Origin of the sequence: Corynebacterium sp. HMSC056F09 (genome assembly GCF_001815785.1) — a bacterium.
GTDB classification, from domain to species: domain Bacteria; phylum Actinomycetota; class Actinomycetes; order Mycobacteriales; family Mycobacteriaceae; genus Corynebacterium; species Corynebacterium hiratae.
This window is the reverse complement of sequence record NZ_KV821940.1, coordinates 1-14,987: the sequence shown is the minus strand read 5'-3', so window position 1 is coordinate 14,987 and position 14,987 is coordinate 1. Positions and strand designations below refer to the sequence as shown.

The following is a 14,987-nucleotide window of genomic DNA, read 5'->3' as shown; positions in this document are numbered from 1 at the left end:
AAGATGAATATCGCAGTCGTAGCACTTGGCAAGATCGGGTTGCCACTCGCCGTCCAATTTGCGAAATCCGGCCACAATGTCGTTGGCGTGGATATAAACAAAGAACTGGTAGACACCATCAACCAAGCTCGGGAGCCTTTTCCTGGGGAAAAGCACCTTGACGAGTATCTAAAGGAACTTGTGCCAGCAGGAAAGCTGCGTGCAACTACTGAATACTCTGAAGCGATCCCGCAAGCAGACGCCATCGTTCTCGTCGTGCCATTGTTCGTTAACGATGAGACGTGGGAGCCCGACTTCAATTGGATGGATCAAGCTACCAAGTCACTTGCCGAACACCTGACCCCCGATACTCTAATTTCTTACGAGACAACTTTGCCTGTTGGTACCACACGCAATCGTTGGAAGCCAATGATCGAAGAAATCTCTGGATTGCAAGAAGGCAAGGACTTTGACCTTGTTTTTAGCCCAGAGCGAGTACTCACAGGTCGTGTATTCGAGGATCTGCGGCGGTATCCGAAACTCGTCGGCGGCCTTTCCGATGAGGGAACGCGCAAGGGAATGGAATTCTACGAAGAAGTCCTTCAGTTCGATGAGCGTCCTGATCTACCCCGTGACAACGGGGTCTGGGATATGGGGACAGCCGAAGCTGCCGAGATGGCTAAGCTTGCCGAAACCACCTATCGCGACGTGAATATTGGATTGGCTAATCAGTTCGCGGTGTACGCAGATGCGGCTGGTATTGACGTTTACAAGGTGATTGATGCGTGTAATTCGCAGCCTTTCAGCCATATTCATCGCCCGGGTATTGCCGTCGGTGGGCACTGTATTCCGGTTTATCCGCGCCTGTATTTGTCGACCGACAAGGATGCCTCAGTAGTGCGAGAAGCTCGTAAGTTTAACGCAACTATGCCTGAATACTGTGTTAATCAGCTCGCCAACCTACTTGGAGATCTCAGCGGGCTGAAGGTGGCTGTTCTGGGCGCATCTTACCGAGGTGGGGTAAAGGAAACCGCTTTTTCCGGTGTATTCGCGACAGTGGAGGCACTCCGTGAGCGAAACGCGGATGTCGTCGTGCATGATCCGATGTACAACGCGGCAGAACTTAACGATTTTGGATGGAATGCCTATCAGCTTGGCGAATCGGTCGACGCTGTCATCGTGCAGGCCGACCATGACGAGTACAAATCTATTTCACCCGAGGACTTTCCTGGAATCCGAGCAATTTTCGATGGTCGTAGGATAACGGACGCTGAAAAGTGGAATGGAACTCCGCGTTTAACTATCGGGTAATTCTCTCTGTCACGAAATCAAAGCAAGAGTCAAAGCATCATGATCGGAACCAGCGATAAATACTATGAACAATCGTTCGTAGAACGCCCAATGCCGCGTACTATTGGGGCACAAGAGCTGATAACTCGATTGCTCAATGAGAATGCATTTTTGAAGAAGCAGCGACCGAGCTTCAGCGTAGGGGAGGGCATGGATCGCGTATCGCTGACCGATCTACGGAATAGGGAAGAGTACTGTTTCGTCAGACAGTTTTCGAGAGAGAACTTGGAGGGCGAGCTCCCTCGACGTCGACACCTTGTTCTGGCCAACGAGTATCCTTCCGCCGACAAACAGTATGCGAACGGATTTGTTCATAGGCGCGTTAAGCTCTATCAAGAATCCGGTTTTGATGTTGACGTCGTTGCTTTCGGGAAAAGAGTAAAGCCAGACGTTTACATTTACGATGGTGTTCCTGTCCTTTCAGGTTATGTAAATGAACTCATCGGACTGCTGTCTATCTATGAATACGCCTCCGTAAGCGTTCATTTTATGAATTCGGAAATGTGGCAGGTCATCAAAAAAGTGATTCCTGAAGATATCCCACTGGCGGTTTTCGTTCATGGGTATGAAGTACGAAATTGGAGCCGTTTACCGTACGGCATCCGAGACCCAAAGGTGTTGAATGGTCGTATTGAGAAGTCGCTTCGGAACGAAGATCTTTGGAAAGAATTAACTGCTTCAAATTCTAAAGTAGACAAGTTCTTCTTTGTTTCCGATTGGTGGCGCACCGCAGCTGGGGAAGACTTAGGAATACGATTTAACCAATCTCGTAGTGCAATTGTTCATAACGTAATTGATGGCAAAATATTTTCCTACGAAGAGAAGGACGCTGACCAAAGATTTAAGATTCTTTGGGTGCGCAGTGCTCACGCATTTAACTATGGTGCTGACATTGCGGCAGCAGTCTTGCGTTCGCTGAAAGACACCATCTACTGGGATAAGCTGCAGATAACAATTATCGGAGATGGGCAGCACTTTAGCGAGTTTGATGAATTACAAAAGCAGCCGAATGTGCGTGTTCAACGCGGGTTCATTTCTCAACAAGAAATCGCAGATTTACACAAGGAACATGGATTGTTCCTAGTTCCTTCACGCTTCGACACCCAAGGGGTTTCCCGCGACGAGGCAATGAGCTCGGGACTAGTTCCAATAACCAACCCAGTGACGGCTATACCGGAGTTTGTCGATGACTCTTGTGCTATTCAGTTCGAAGAATCGAACATTCCAGGTGCCATAGAAAAAATTGTTGCCTTGTTTGAATCGCCAGAGCGCTTTCTCGCAATGTCGAGAAATGCAGCGCAACGTGTTCGCGCACAAAGCGGCCCGTCAAACACTGTGACAAAAGAGATGGAAATACTACTAGGAAAAGACTCGATGGGGCTCTAAGTGAATGTTTTAGTCGTTGTAAACAGAATTGGCCCGCTAATTGGCTTAGTGCTGGGAGAGATAGAAGCCTCCGGATACACTCCGATCGTTCTTAACGTAAAAGAACGTAAATTATATGGAGCTACAAATCCAGTTCCGGCATGGCTAAATGCAGACGGAGACTTGCCTTCTGCCAAGTGGTTCGAGGACATGCTAACTGCATTCGGCATTGGCTATGTTATCGGCATAGGAATTTGGCCAAGCCTGTTTGCAGCAAAGAACCTTGACCGGCGAACAGTTGTTTCGGTACTTCAGCCTGGTGAGCTTGACTTTAGCGCGAGGAGAAATAAGGCTAAGTTGGTCGCGTTTGAACAGCTCGCCGACTCTGCTGCTGGGTTAGTGTTCCTAAATGAGTGGGAGATGAGCAAAGCGGTTAGTCTCGGCTCAACCGCACCCCACTTCTTGTGGAACCTAGCAGATTCCTCGTGCGGTACAGAAATGCTCGACGAAAGCTCCGACGTAGTTGGTGTCGTTGTCGACACGGATGAGAACTACGCCTCGGTTTTGGATATCGAGTATGCGGTTAGCAAACTCGGTGAGGCACTTGAGGTTGAGGGGAAGAAAGTACGGGTCATTTCGTCGAATTCCTTCTTCTGGTATAAGGACTTTACCATGGGAAGGTCTTTCCGTAACGTTCTGCGTTTACGTGGAAGAGAATTTTCTAGCCTATTCTTCGTCGGCGGTGACGCAGACTCTCTTGCAGTAGCCGCTTCTCATAACGGGGGCATGGGACGTTGCTACGCTGCAGAACGTATTGAAATGAGGCTCCTAGCGAGAAGCCAAAGCTTTCTTTCCGTATGTGGCGTTGACAAGCTTGTTCACGAGTACGGCCAACCAAGTGACGCGGGTCGTAGTTCATCTATGGGGAGCCAGAGTCATGGGCGAAGTCTGTTCGCGATAATTGACCAGATAATGGAAAAGGATCTTCCCCGCTATTGGGAGGACTACGGTGATTTCGAAGAATTCAGCCTGTTTTTCTCCGTAGCCGCGGTTGAAAACCGCTCTAATGGTGCTCGGCCCCAAAGAATTCGTAATCTCTATTTAGAAATGGCGGATAATTGGCTGACGCTCCAAATAGGGATGACAACTAAGTTCCTCGAGCGGCGTTTTAGACTCGTCGAGGATTGGCTCAATTCGGGTAAGCGCTGCGTACTGATATACGGCGAGAATTCAACAAACCCAGTACAAAACCGAGATGTTATCATCCAGGCCTATAGATTGGTCGACCTAGCCTCTTCAATATCTCGGACTCCGAGTCTATGGTTTGTGCGAGATCTCCATTGGCTGGATTCAAGCATGTTCCCGGATGGCCCGTCCGCAGCTGTGCTGGCTTCCGGCATCTTTGAGCTGACTCGATTGGGCGATTCTTTCGGTTCGTTCGTAGCGCCTTCTCTTGAAAGCAAGAGGATGTTTGAAACACTTCTTGAATCGAATTGTGAAGTTTCATTCGTAGATGATGAGCTTCCTCCCGGGGTAACCGAGTCAGCTTGCGCCCTGTCTCGCGGTCCGCAGGAAGGAACGACATTCGTCTACTCGGGCGGAATTGGAAGTGCGTACCGGATGGACGCGTACCTAACAGCTGTAGCTTCGATCCTTTTAGATGAGAATTCGTCATCGAGTGGTTTCGGTCGAGTGTATTTTGATTTTATTGTTCGCCCTCAGGAACAACAGGCGCTCATTGGTCAGTTGGAAGAGCTAGGGATCTCAGAGTCACCTTTCGTCCGAGTGTTAAATGGCGATTTCAATGGGTATCGACCGTTGACAGAGAGAGCTTGCGGAGTTCTCCTTCTGGAGTCGGATTACGGAAAAGGTGCTTTTCCGTACAAGTCTGTTTCTTATCTGGAAAAGGGCTTTACCATCCTTTGCTTTAGGGATTCTCCCGTTAACAGGTTGTTTGGCCCGTTAGGGGTAACTTTTGCAACTGGATATGAGAGCGGCGAGGTTACAGCGACAATGGCACGGGTCGCTGCAGAAGATAACCATGTTTCTTGGCAGGAAATCTGGCAAAAACACAGCTGGGCTGAGAGGCTCAAAAAGATACAAGCACTAGCGGTGACTGCAGAACGAGAACTGCGCTAACCCTATTTTGCATGGATACGTTGAACGAGATATTTAAGTCATGGGAGTTAAGTTGAAGCCCCTAATGGTTATGGCTGTTGGAAACACCGTTGAAGGCGATTCGCGCGTTGAAAAGATGGCCGTGAGCGCTCGTGACCAAGGCTATGAAGTTGTCATTGTAGGCATGAAACAGCGAGATGTTAGCATGCTTGGCTCCTACGAGCGTATTCCCATTTATCGGCTCGTTCCGGATTGGAGTCAGTACCTTGAATGGCGCCGTCGTCAGCCGAAGGAGGAAATGGGGGCCGAGGACTATATCGACCAAGAAAACGAGAGGATTAGGAATGAAGTTGCTAACTTAAAGTCAAAGACCGAGGAAAAAGTTGGCTTTGTCCTCTCGATACGAAATTTGCCCCGTCTAGTTGCGCCAAGCCGCTTTGGTCAGCGTCTCGAGAAAACCGTTGACGTTAATGAAAAACTGGCTCCAGTATTTCAGAAAGTCATTGATGTCCGTGAAAGCTGGGTTCGCGCAAAGTTGAATAAGCAGAACTTGGGCCAGTGGCTTCGCAGTGGTCAGCCAGGGCAAGCCATCGAACTCTGGCCTCAAATCGGCGGATTTGAAGAGTTGTTCCTTCGCGCGTTCCGGGAACTACAACCAGACATCATCCATGTGCACGATAGACACCCAATGTCGGCTGCGAAGCTATACCAGGAGGAGAGGCTGAGAGACGGTGTCTTTGTTCCATGGATCTATGATGCCCATGAGTATTTGCCTGGTCAGAGATTTAGTGGACCGGCGGGGCACCGCTATGGTTGGCTGGCTCTCGAATCAGAGATGATTCAATATGCAAATCATGTCATTACGGTCTCAGCTCAACTCGCAGATAAACTACAGGCACGCCATCATCTAGAGCAAACGCCAAGCGTCGTAGTTAATGCGCCTAGCAGTGCCAGAATTTTGAATCCTGACTTAGACCGCCAATCCTTGCGTGAGGAACTCGGTCTCGGAGATGAACCCTTGCTGGTTTACGTAGGCAAACTGGCCGAGCGTCGCGGTATTTTTACGGCTGTAGAGGCGATGCCTTTGCTGCCTAACGTGCATCTTGCTTTCGTAGGGTCAAAGGACAAGGCGCCGCGCGCGGAAATTGAGAAGCTAGCAAAGAAACATAAAGTCTCTGACAGGGTCCATATTGTGGATTATGTTCCTTCCAAGCACGTTACGAGCTACGTTTCCAGCGCAGATATTGGCCTGAGTCCCTTGTACGGAACTAAGGCGCATCATCAGGCGTTGGCGACAAAAATTCGTGAATATATTCAGGCTGGTCTGCCTATAGTAGGCACGGATCTGCAGGCCCAAGGCTCCTTTATCCGGGAAACGAACGTTGGCTGGGTTCATGAGGAGCGAAACCCGTACTCCTTTGCTAAGGCTGTTGGAGAAGTCCTCCACGATCTCCCACGTTTTAAAGAGCGAGTTGAGCTGATTCGGAAGGACCATTCTTGGGAGTCCCAGGAGGTTGTCCTCGGGAAAATATGGCAGCAGTTTGCTTCAACGCCGGACAAGGACGGGACAAACTTGGACTTGTCAGTTGAGGTCCCTCCTTTCCGACGAGGAATGCTTAACCAGACGTACCCCTTACGCCGTCTACTGACCACTATTGATGAAAACGTTGCGTTAGCTTGGAAAGGAAAGATTTACTTACAACAGAGTCCGCTCGAATGGCATCTTTTGGGTAAAGCTTATGGCGCTGTCGAGGAACAATTGCGTACATGGAATCTCCTCCTAAAAACAGCGGATTACCTGGTGACCCTAGACTATGAACCGCTCTTCGAAGAAACATTGGGGACTGGCACCAACCTAAGACACCAATTGGGGCGTTCAGGAATCGGCCTTTATGCTTTCGTGTCGGACGATCAGCTAGCTGATCCATATGAAGAAATGGCGCTAATCCCTGGGAGCCACTGGGAGTCCCTCGACAAATCGATTCTGGTTCGTCTCGCAGCTAACCGCGAAACCGCGCGTAAAATTCTTAGAGACCGCGATGCAAAGCTGATTTCTACCTCGCCGGGAGTTTTGAAGCTCGGACTTCCATCAGTCTGGCTTCCGAATTTCAATCTCGACCAAACCTCGATGGTGCGGCAGGATCTTCAGTCGGTTGAACCAATTCGTATCGGAATCTTATCTGATAAGAGGCCGGAACCGGTGATGTCGGCTCTCAAACAGCTACGCGAGAATAACAGCTTTTTCGAATTTGTTGAGGTCAATGAAAATGGAGGATGCAGTCAGAGCATCTCAATTCTGATTGATCGGATTGGTAGCGGATTCCATACGTCGGCGGCCCTGCTTGCCATGCAGAAGGGGATTCCCGTTTTGGCATCGTATGATCCTGGTATTCTCGGTCAGCTAGAATCCTTGCCGCCGTACTTACCGATATCTCCAGCCTCAATCGATGCTCAGATTCGTAGCGTGGCAAGCGCGCTTGTTTCACAGAACGGCAACGACGCCGGTGATGCTTGTGGGACCAGCCAAGAACAACTTTCGGAATACCTCGAATATCTCGCTAAGCTTGAAAAACCATTTGCTTCCCACAATTAAAGTCTGAAACTGACTCTTATTGAATTAAGCGATTGGAAAAATACGTCCTCAAAGGTGCTCGCTCATGTTAAATCTAACGATTATCCCTCGAAACTGGCAGAACGACAACTCCGAAGAGATCGAGCACAAACTCGATACAGTGCTGCCTGAGATATCGAAATATCTCGGAAAGAGATACTTGGCGAAGGCACAGGCTGTACGCAATTTGGGCATGGGCGGGACGACCTCCGTAATTTGGCAATCGCAATCGCAGGCTAAAAAACCGTGTTTTGCCTTAAAAAAGGGGCGCTGGGCATTTGCGACAAGCCCTCTGCATTCGGCATCTCTCATTGAAGCAGTTTCTACGCGTGCCGGTGACCTTCGCTTTGCGCAGCCTGTGTGGGGAAGCTACGCGGCGATTATGGGAGACAAAAATACCAACCGTGTATTCGCTTGGAATACGGTCCCAGCATTAGAAGCCATCCACTATGGTCAAGATGCACATTTCACGTATATTTCCAATCGCCCATTATTCATCGCGTTGGCGATGAGTGATGGAGATTCTTCTCGTGTACAGCTTGATGAGAACTACGCCTATGAATATTTGAATTTTGGCTACTCAGTATCGGGGGTTACGCCCTTTCGCGGTGTTAAAACTCTCGCACCGAGGTCTTCCCTCCGTGTTGTGGGGGGTGCGATTCGAATCGGAGCAGCTCCGCAACAGGCGGAGATCTGTTTGGAAGAGAAGGATAATCGCTGGTTTACCGGAGCTGATGAGCTTTCGCAAGCCTTCTTGAACGCCACTGAGCGTGCATTAGATAGACGAGGGACTGATCATGTTCAGCTGCGTCTTTCGGGAGGACTTGATAGCCGTATAATCCTAGGTCTTTTTAGGGATCGGCCAGAAGTAGAAGTCACCGCGGTAACACAGGGTGAGGCTACGTCAGAAGAAGTAATGGTTGCTGCTCAACTCGCAGAGGTTGCTGGAGTCAAGCACCGTGCAGTAATCCCCGGGGCCAATGTGCCTAGTAGTTTTGTTGATTCAATGCTTAAGTCGATTGCGGATTCCCAAGGTTTCATACCTTCTGAAGCATTGGTTGCGCCGTATGAAAATGCTTCACCTATTGAAATCGGTGAGAACTTGGTTGCGGGGCAGTGGCCATTGTTTAAAGGTGTCTTGGACAAGACTAATGCCAATTCCCTGGAATACGTGTACCGGCGTTTTGGTAAGACGAACGCCAAGCTTCTCAACCCTGAGTTGAACCAATATAGCTTTGAAGTGTTCGACAACTGGTTGGCATCGGTATCGGCTACTACAAATCTAGAACTGCTTTATATGCATGGAAGGGATCTCCGCTCTTCTCGTTACTTGCAGCCCCATGTGGTACAAGCCGATGCAGAATCCCAGGTAATGTATCCGTTTTGCGATTCAGAAGTGGTGGCGGTCGCCGATGTTCTTCCTGCGCTGAATCGGATGCAGAATGTATCTGCTTTCCTTGCGGTATCGAATATTTGGGAAGACGCTCTCAAAGTCCCCACTGCGCGAGGTGGGGCCTTTAAATTTGAGGCCTCTGCCCCTCTTGAGGGTGTCTCCGGTCAATTCTACGAGCTGCGTAAGCAGGCCCCTAAGCCGTTCCACAATGAAGTGCACAAGTTAAGCAACGATGGTCCTGATTTCATTAATTTCTTCTTGACTCCTATCACTTCAGCTGCAAAGTTCTTGGTTTCGAGTGACCGCTGGGCTGTCCTCGCGTCCATTCTGGACTCGGAATTTGTGGACAAAATCGTAAAGCTGAGCGCGTGTAGTGAGGAGGAAGCGGTGGCAATGCATCCGGCCCGTGCACCTCGAAAAATTCTAACTATTCGTTTGTTGAGAACTCTACTTGTGGAGCGTTGGCTGTCGAAAGAGTGGTTGGTCAGCTGAATTTTGCGCCGCTAGTCTTTCATTTCATTTGTCCATGCCGAAAGGAGCCCCGTGTCGCTCTATAGTGCACCAAATCGTGGCCGTCCTCTTGTAATTTCTGGTGGTCTAGGTCGTCTAAATTCGATTCCTCAGCTGCTGAGTGGGGTCCTAGTGATTCACACTTACGATGCAGTGGTGTTTGATCCTGAAGAACCTTTTTGGCCGCAAATTGAGTCGCAGGAGTTGCACCCCACTGTACGGTTTTATGTGCACTCGTTGAACTGGATTGATTTCATAGTGGATCGTGCAGTTGACCGCCCCAAAGCGGAGTGGAACGACGCTATTGCTTCGGGAGTTGAATTTGCTTGCACTGTAGCTTGGCACTGGTGGGAGACGAATAACGTAACTCCCGAATGGAAAAACGATGAACACGTCTGGGGCGGGCATGCTGTTGCGATTAGAGCGGCGTCGTTAAGCGTGCTGAGTGAGCTTTACCCTGAGGACGAATGGCTTTATGAAGCCATCACGTACCACGGTCAGTGGTTGTTGAAGCATTTTGATGGTTATTGGAACCATGGGCTGTCCCAGGCGCTGGCGCTAATGATCGTAGGGAGCAGGCTGAGCAACGAGGAGATGTTGGAGACTGGCGCCAAGCGCGCCGTTGCTTGCCTCGAGGTCATGATTGACGAGGAAGGCGCTATCAACGAACAAGCGCCCGAGTACTCGAATTACATTGAGCGCCTGCGCAGCACTGCTGTGGATGCACTCGAGATGTTTGATGCGCCGGGAGTGGAAAAACTTAAAGCAAAGCAGAGGCCGCTGGAAGAATTCATCGCACACTCTTTGACCCCGGCGGGAACCTTTGTGGAGGTAGGCGACTCGATGCCGCGGCGTCCTAGTTTTGTCCGTGGTGGAGCCTTGGAATATGTACATTCGAATGGTGCAACTGGGACTGAGATTCCGCGCGTCAAGGTTTATGATGCTGGCTACGTCTTTGGACGCTCCGGGTTTGGTCAGCTCAGACCCAAGGAATTGGAGAGCTATTACACCCTGCGCTTCGGGCCGCCGCGGCAGATTCACGGGCATTTCGATCACTTGTCGCTGACTTATTGGGACTTCGGACGAAACATCATCGTTGACGCTGGTCACCCAGGCTACACCAAGGGGCCACAGCGTTTTTATGGCCAGAGTCGTCTAGCTCATAATGTGCTTACTGTGCGTGGGAAGGAGCACAATGCTGAGGCAGCCTCACGATTGCTGGATAAGCAAGTTGAGGATACGTGGTCTGCGTTTGACCTAGAGGACACCGCTTGGGAAGGCCTTCTCTGGAAACGAAGTACGTGTTTCGCAGACTGCGGCCCTTTCGTGGTCTCTGACAGTCTCGGGCACACACGCGCTGCAAATTATGCGGAGCAGCGTTGGAACGTGGCACCGGAGTTCGAGTATGAAGGCTCGCTATATGAGGTGGTTCGATTCCGCTCCGTTGTTGATGGAACACAGCTGGTATTCATCCGCTACGGAATCGAAGACTCTCGCTTCTTTGAACCGACGGACGTGAATTTGGCCCGTGGTGACCGGGAAAGCCGGCGCGGAGTCGTCTTCCGTAACGAACAACCTACCGATACGTGGACTCTAGGGTTTGGCCGTGCCAGCAGAGATTTTTGCGTTCTTACCGCAGTGGTGGTTGCTAAGCCGGAAGATAAGGTGGAATACACTTTTAAGGACAACGGGCCCGGCAAACGTGTCCTGCGTATCGTCCGCGGCAGCCAGACGTTTCTCTTCGACTTCGACATCCAATCTCACAAAGTGCGGGCGTTATCCGCTCCCATAGAGAGGGGATACGCAGATCGAGGGCTTACTCCACGCTGATGCGTTCCGCTGTGGTGCGGTTGATACGCCAGTTAGCGCGGTGCTCGCGGTATCCAGAGTAGAAGAGCTCGAGGGTGAGATCGTCACCACTGCCGTGCGGGACGAGGGCGGACTTGTAAAGGTTAGGGTAGCCGGACTCCTCGTGAGAGATAAGCGGCGTGTCTGAGCGCTTCCAGTTCATTCCATCTTGGGAGCGTAGAAGGTACAGGTTGCCCTTTTGGATAGTCTCACTCGGGATGATGTGGACAAGGCCAATGTACTCGCCGTTGTACCTCTGTACATCAATGTGCCACCAACGGTCACCATTGGACACGTAGGGATCGATATTGGGGTACCGAGGAACAGACCACGTCTTCAAATCGTCGCTTTCAAAGTAGATGATTCTGTTCGGGATTCCCATTCGGTTGTCGACGCCGTACAGCCGCCAGTTTTCGCCAGTCCAGATGAGGGCTTGAGACATGAACTGTGGTTCACCGGACCAGATTTCTTCCTTTTCTGACCAGTGCACGCCATCGGTCGATTTGACTAGGAAGATTCTGTTGGTTTTGCCGTTAGGACGGTCCACCATGCGCCATGTCAGGTACATCTCGCCGCTGGGAGCCATGACGAGCTGAGTATCGGAGTTGTGTGGGTTGGGCTTGCCCAACTGGTCATCAATGGGTTTGGGCAAGCCCTCGGGGGACTGCCAGGTCCAGCCATCGTTGGACACGATGATGTTGGGGTCCTCGGCGGATTCATTGCTGTCCGGATACGGTGTCATAGCCATCCAGTACTTCCAGCCATTCCACCCGTCCTCAAAGTAGAGGACTGAGGGGTGAGTAGCTTGGCCGCTACCTTCATGGGTGGGGAGGTTGAGTTGCGGGCCGCGCGGTGCTGCCCAAGCCCAGAGTGGTGCCTTATCCTCGCTGTTAGCGAGTCGATTCTTGATGTCGGCAACGTGTTGCGCATAGCCGGAGGAAGGTTCCACGGACGTTGTCGGGGCCGCGGGAGCGCTCGTGGTCGACTTAGCTGGGGTGGTGGGCTCCGCGCTGGTCGTTGGCGCGGCTGTTGTGCTCGGCTGCGAGGAAGGGGTTGGCTTTGCCGTCGGGGTGGGAGCAGACGTAGGGCTTTGGGAAGAACCGATTCCTGGAAGGATGCCTGCGAGGAGCGCCAAACCACCAATACCTGCGGCAAGCGCCACTAGAGCGGTGATAGCTTGGCGCACCTGTTCCTCGTTGAACTGAGGCAGGGTAGGCAGCTGGAAGGCAGGCAACTGTTGAGCTTGTGCAGGTGCGGGTGCAGAAACCTGCGCGGTGGTAAGCGAAGCAGTGAGGACAAGAGCCACGAGGGCTTTGCCGGTGCGGGATGGTCGGCGCATGAGAGATCCTTAATGCATATGAATGAGACGACTTTGAAGTCTAGTGCGTGTTGACGCTGGGAGGGGGCGAATACCCGGAAACCTGAAGGGGGAGGCGTCGTAAAGCAAGCTCTGCGTGGCTAGGTGAAAGTCTCGTGTCCTGTTCAGCGTCTGGGTGATCTGTACTACCAGAGGGCCAAGTAGTGGAGCACGTTCGATTAGAAATTTAGTTAGATCTGCAGCACCCCTAATCAAGAATCTCTAAACTTGCCAGAAACGCGCGCTGGGATCGTCCGCAAGGTCCTGGCGCTCAAGGTGAATTGTCTGGAGTGAAACTACATGTCGGAGAATGCGACACTGCGGAAAACGATGAAGCCCTCGTGGGTCTTTGCCATGGCGTTGGGTGCGGCGATTGGCTGGGGCGCTTATATCTTGCCGTTCGACTGGATGCAAAAGGCGGGGCTTGGTGGAACGGTCATCGGCTTTGTCATCGGTGGTCTGATGATTGCCATTATTGGTTTGAGCTATGGCTTTACCATTCGCGCGCTGCCGCTGACCGGTGGTGGCGTGGCGTTTGCCATGGCCGCACTCGGCCGGACTCATGCGTTTATCGCAGGGTGGGCGCTGACGCTAGGGTACTCGTGTGTTGTTGCGTTGAATGCGTCGGCGGTCACGCTCGTCTTCCGCGTCACCTTCCCTGAATTGGTCATGCGGGGCGCGCTTTACGACGTCGCCGGGTGGACCATCTATCTGCCCGAAGTAGCCATCTGCTCACTGTTTATCATTGGGTTCGCGTGGCTGAACTCCAAGGGTGCTGCGCTTTCGGGCCGGTTCCAGTTCTTTGCCGTGGTACTCATGATCCTCGCGGTGGTGGTTATCGTGGCGTCGATGGTGATCTATTACGTCGCCGAGCGCCCGGAGCTTGCTCCCGCTTTTCCTGTAGATGTGCCGCCGGCTGCGGCGGTGGCGACCATCATCGCTTTTGCCCCGTGGGCTTATGTGGGCTTTGATTCCATTCCTCAGCTGGCGGGCGAGTTTAACTTCTCTCCGCGGAAGGCGCTGGGTCTTCTGCTATGGGGGATTGCTGTCGCGACGGTTATCTATATGGCGATGATGCTGTCAACCTCCATCGCTGTGGGAACCCGTCACGATGCTTTCGAAGGGGAGGCATGGCCACCGGCAGCCGCCATCAGTGAGGTAATGGGGCCGGCAGGTTTGGTGCTCATGGTCGTCGCGGTGAGCGCGGGTGTGCTGACAGGCCTTAATGGTTTCTACACGGCGGCAAGTCGTGTGCTGTTTACGCTGGGGCGGGCGAACTTGGTCCCGCGCCGCCTGGGTGAGCTCAAGGGCAAGCAGCACGCCCCGCGCAATGCGATTCTCTTGGTGTGTGCGGTGTGCTTGGTGACCCCGTGGTTCGGGCGCGCAGCGTTGACGTGGGTCGTCGACATGTCCAGTGCCGGCATTACGGTGGCGTATTTCTATACCTGCTTCTGTGCCTGGAAGATTGCGCGCACCGGGCAGGTCTCCGGAATGTCCAAGCCGATTGCGCCGAACAAGTTCTACGAGTACTTCGCGCTGGCTGGTTGCATCCTCTCCATCGGGTTCTTGGCACTGCTCTTCGTTCCGGGCTCGCCTGGCATGCTGGGAACGGCTCCGCTCATCGCGCTGGTGGTCTGGATTGTATTGGGGTTGGCATCGTGGACCATCAAGAGCCGTCAGCTGAAAGATGTGCCGCCGGAGGAGACGGCGTCGTTGATTCTGGAATAGCTGGGGTGGTTAGTCGGTAGCGTTGAGTCGCTGCAGCCAGTCGCGGGCATCCGAGGTGAAGATGGCGAGCACGCTGTTATCACCAGGTTTGCGGCAACTCAGGCCGGCTAGATCGCTACCGATCTGACAGGTGAGCTGGTAGCTCTCACCGGTAACGGGGCTCTTTGCCGTGATGTTCGCGGTGTAGAGGGGATTGACCGTGGGGTCTGCTTGGTAGAGGGCGTAGCTGGCATTCTTGGCAGGTCCAAACATGGCTGCGGCAAACTCACAAGAGGTAGCGCTGCCGGCGAAGATTGTGTCGCCCTCTGATGTCACGCCGCAGTCGCCGCCGACTTGGCTGGCATTGATGGTCTGCTCGTCGGATTCTTCTTCCTGCTGCTCGTCAGCTCGGGTGGGGGAGGGGCCTTCGTCTTCCTCGCTGGTGCTTGAAGAGCTGTCTGGGCTTTCTGGCGTCGTGGATTCTTCAGCCGTTGTTGTTTCTTCGGTGGTGGTGTCTGGGGTCTCGGACGTCATCGGGTCATTGTCGCTGCATGCGGAGAGAGCGAATGCCGTTGCGACGGCGAGGGTGAGAGAAGAGAGTTTGTGCATAGCGGAAACTGTAGTCCTAGAAAAACGCTGTGTCCTGGGTTTGATGTGGTCAGATTGGTGGGAAGAAGCGTCGGCAAGCACGGCGCTGACCGCACGCTTTAGCACTAGACTTGTGATGTCTAGCGACTTTTTGGACACGG

At 52.3% G+C, this 14,987-nt stretch carries 9 protein-coding genes; 7 read left to right on the top strand and 2 right to left on the bottom strand.

Annotation, left to right across the window (positions count from 1 at the left end; all coding sequences use genetic code 11):
- Positions 1-3 precede the first annotated feature (3 nt).
- The 6 genes from HMPREF3056_RS07215 to HMPREF3056_RS07190 all read left to right on the top strand — a co-directional run bounded on the left by HMPREF3056_RS07215 (position 4) and on the right by HMPREF3056_RS07190 (position 11,156).
- Entirely contained in the window at positions 4-1,290 is a 1,287-nt protein-coding gene (locus tag HMPREF3056_RS07215) for a nucleotide sugar dehydrogenase (RefSeq protein WP_070754428.1), read from the top strand.
- Positions 1,291-1,329: 39 nt separating this feature from the next.
- Positions 1,330-2,715, top strand: coding sequence for a glycosyltransferase family 4 protein (locus HMPREF3056_RS07210; RefSeq protein ID WP_070754427.1), 1,386 nt, complete (start codon positions 1,330-1,332; stop codon positions 2,713-2,715).
- Positions 2,716-4,833 (top strand): glycosyltransferase family 4 protein, encoded by a 2,118-nt coding sequence (locus HMPREF3056_RS07205; RefSeq protein WP_141759854.1) that lies wholly within the window; start codon positions 2,716-2,718, stop codon positions 4,831-4,833. It begins immediately after the preceding gene.
- Positions 4,834-4,903: 70 nt separating this feature from the next.
- Positions 4,904-7,405, top strand: a complete 2,502-nt coding sequence (locus tag HMPREF3056_RS07200) for a glycosyltransferase family 4 protein (RefSeq protein WP_168167374.1) — start codon at positions 4,904-4,906, stop codon at positions 7,403-7,405.
- Positions 7,406-7,469: 64 nt separating this feature from the next.
- Positions 7,470-9,308 (top strand): asparagine synthetase B family protein, encoded by a 1,839-nt coding sequence (locus HMPREF3056_RS07195; RefSeq protein WP_070754424.1) that lies wholly within the window; start codon positions 7,470-7,472, stop codon positions 9,306-9,308.
- A gap of 174 nt (positions 9,309-9,482) precedes the next feature.
- A complete protein-coding gene (locus HMPREF3056_RS07190; RefSeq protein WP_141759853.1) occupies positions 9,483-11,156 on the top strand; it encodes a heparinase II/III domain-containing protein in 1,674 nt (557 codons plus the stop codon).
- On the opposite strand, the gene HMPREF3056_RS07185 is transcribed toward HMPREF3056_RS07190, so the two are convergent.
- Positions 11,143-12,513 (bottom strand): hypothetical protein, encoded by a 1,371-nt coding sequence (locus HMPREF3056_RS07185; RefSeq protein WP_070754422.1) that lies wholly within the window; start codon positions 12,511-12,513, stop codon positions 11,143-11,145. The two genes, HMPREF3056_RS07190 and HMPREF3056_RS07185, sit on opposite strands and share 14 nt — an antisense overlap.
- A gap of 348 nt (positions 12,514-12,861) precedes the next feature.
- Here HMPREF3056_RS07185 and HMPREF3056_RS07180 point away from each other — a divergent pair, with 348 nt between their 5' ends.
- Positions 12,862-14,259, top strand: coding sequence for an APC family permease (locus HMPREF3056_RS07180; protein ID WP_246822479.1), 1,398 nt, complete (start codon positions 12,862-12,864; stop codon positions 14,257-14,259).
- Positions 14,260-14,268: 9 nt separating this feature from the next.
- On the opposite strand, the gene HMPREF3056_RS07175 is transcribed toward HMPREF3056_RS07180, so the two are convergent.
- Entirely contained in the window at positions 14,269-14,847 is a 579-nt protein-coding gene (locus HMPREF3056_RS07175; protein WP_070754420.1) for a hypothetical protein, read from the bottom strand.
- Between the last annotated feature and the right edge of the window lie 140 nt (positions 14,848-14,987).

Excerpts from the sequence above, each read along its gene's own strand:
- HMPREF3056_RS07200 (WP_168167374.1), top strand. The coding sequence starts at position 4,904 with ATGGCTGTTGGAAACACCGTTGAAGGCGATTCGCGCGTTGAAAAGATG.
- HMPREF3056_RS07175 (WP_070754420.1), bottom strand. The coding sequence starts at position 14,847 with ATGCACAAACTCTCTTCTCTCACCCTCGCCGTCGCAACGGCATTCGCT.
- HMPREF3056_RS07185 (WP_070754422.1), bottom strand. The coding sequence starts at position 12,513 with ATGCGCCGACCATCCCGCACCGGCAAAGCCCTCGTGGCTCTTGTCCTC.
- HMPREF3056_RS07180 (WP_246822479.1), top strand. The coding sequence starts at position 12,862 with ATGAAGCCCTCGTGGGTCTTTGCCATGGCGTTGGGTGCGGCGATTGGC.
- HMPREF3056_RS07215 (WP_070754428.1), top strand. The coding sequence starts at position 4 with ATGAATATCGCAGTCGTAGCACTTGGCAAGATCGGGTTGCCACTCGCC.
- HMPREF3056_RS07195 (WP_070754424.1), top strand. The coding sequence starts at position 7,470 with ATGTTAAATCTAACGATTATCCCTCGAAACTGGCAGAACGACAACTCC.
- HMPREF3056_RS07210 (WP_070754427.1), top strand. The coding sequence starts at position 1,330 with ATGATCGGAACCAGCGATAAATACTATGAACAATCGTTCGTAGAACGC.